At 44.4% G+C, this 1,638-nt stretch carries 2 protein-coding genes; both read left to right on the top strand.

Going from position 1 to position 1,638, the window contains the following annotated elements:
* Window positions 1–800 (top strand): hypothetical protein (locus tag A3729_RS33135; RefSeq protein WP_197475870.1); only part of this gene is annotated, 800 nt, incomplete at its 5' end.
* Between the two features lie 25 nt (window positions 801–825).
* Window positions 826–1,638: protease modulator HflC (gene hflC, locus A3729_RS15130; protein ID WP_156497966.1), on the top strand; the 813-nt coding region annotated here is incomplete at its 3' end.

The raw sequence follows: 1,638 nt of genomic DNA, 5'->3' as shown, positions 1-1,638 counted from the left end.
TTGGAGGGCTAGTCATTCTTCAAGACCGTAATATTTTGAGTGTTGATACCGATAGTGCCCGTAAGAATATAGAGCAAGAAAGTTCTGTTGCCAGCGGTCTGTGGCAAAACAAAATTGATGGAAAAAGTCCTCAGGTGAAAGGCGAAGGAGAGTTCTTCCTAAGCCGTGATGAAAACCTGGTCGATATTAATCTAAAGCTGCACTTCTCGCTGGAACCTTACCATCAGTTGTTGCTCGATCCGGCAGTTCAAAAGGATATCCTTGGCGGCTATGCAGAATCTGCTTTGCTTACGCTTGCGGCAGAGAACGAGTACCTGACTTTACTTAATGGGCCGAGAAAGCCTTTAGAGAGTCGACTAAATAAGCTGATACGTGAAGACCTATCTGCTTCCGGTTTGGAGCTTCGTTACATTCGCTCTCATATCCAATCTATTAAAGCTCCTCCTAGTGTCGTCGATTCGCACTGGAAAAGATTCAATGCTTATCAAAAGATGCTAAAGGCTAAATTGAGTGCTGACTCCAAAAGCCAGGAAGATTTGGCGAATGCCAATGCAAAAGCCTTAGGAGAAGTTAATCGGGCTCAAGCAACGAAGGCAGAACAAATAGAGCGTGCCGAGGGAGATATCAATCGATACTTGCCTTTGCAAAGTTTATTTCAGAGCCAAACCGAAGCGCTTCATTATCAGAGCCGTCAAAATAACTTAGCAAAACAAGTTCAGGGTAAACAACTTACTGTGATAGACCCAAAGATTTCCAATCAGCAGCTTCGATTATGGTTACCGCAAAACGATCGTCGCTAACTTTCTAATACATGAGGTTAAGAGTGTGAAAAGAGTTTCCTGGATTCTTGGAGTCCTGATAATCATGGGCTACCTGCTGACGACTTGTCTGGTAGTGGTGAAAGAAAATGAAGCTGCCGTCATTATGCAGTTTGGGAAACCTGTTCGCACCATCACTCAAGCAGGGCTAAAGGTTAAATTGCCTGCGCCTATTCAGACCAAGGTATTTATGGATAAGCGAATGCAGTTACTTAAGCTACCTGCATCTGAATATGTGACAAGCGATCGTCGAAATTTAGTGATTCAGAGCTTCGCTTTATGGCGAATTTCAAAGCCTGAGCTTTTTCTGGGTAGTTTGCGTAATCTCGAAGTCGCACAATCGAGGCTGACCGATCTGGTGACGTCTAATATTGGTGCTGCAATAGGTCATGCGACCTTGAGTGGCATATTCTCTACAAGGCCTGACAAATCCAGTTTGCGAAGCATATTTGAGGAAATTACTGCAAATAGTGCTCCGGTTGCCTTACAGGATTACGGTATTGAAGTGCTTGCTATTCGCCCGAACCGTTTTGGTTTCCCTAGGCAAAATGTTCAGGCTATCTATGACCGTATGATTGCAGAGCAAAAACGTATTGCTGCTCGCTATCGTGCCGAAGGTACTGAAGAGGCTGAAAAAATTAAGGCTGAATCTGAACGAGAGGTACGTGAGCTTTTGNCTAAAGCGCATCGAGAGTCGCAAACCATGTTGGGTGAAGGGGAAGCCAGAGCAACCGAAATATTTACCGAGGCTTATGCCCAAGACCCGGAATACTACCAGTTTCGAAAAAGCATGGATTTATACAAAGACATGATGGGCAAC

This window comes from Oleiphilus sp. HI0043, assembly GCF_001634935.1.
The sequence above is the reverse complement of the archived record's forward strand: the minus strand, read 5'-3'. Positions and strand labels throughout refer to the sequence as shown.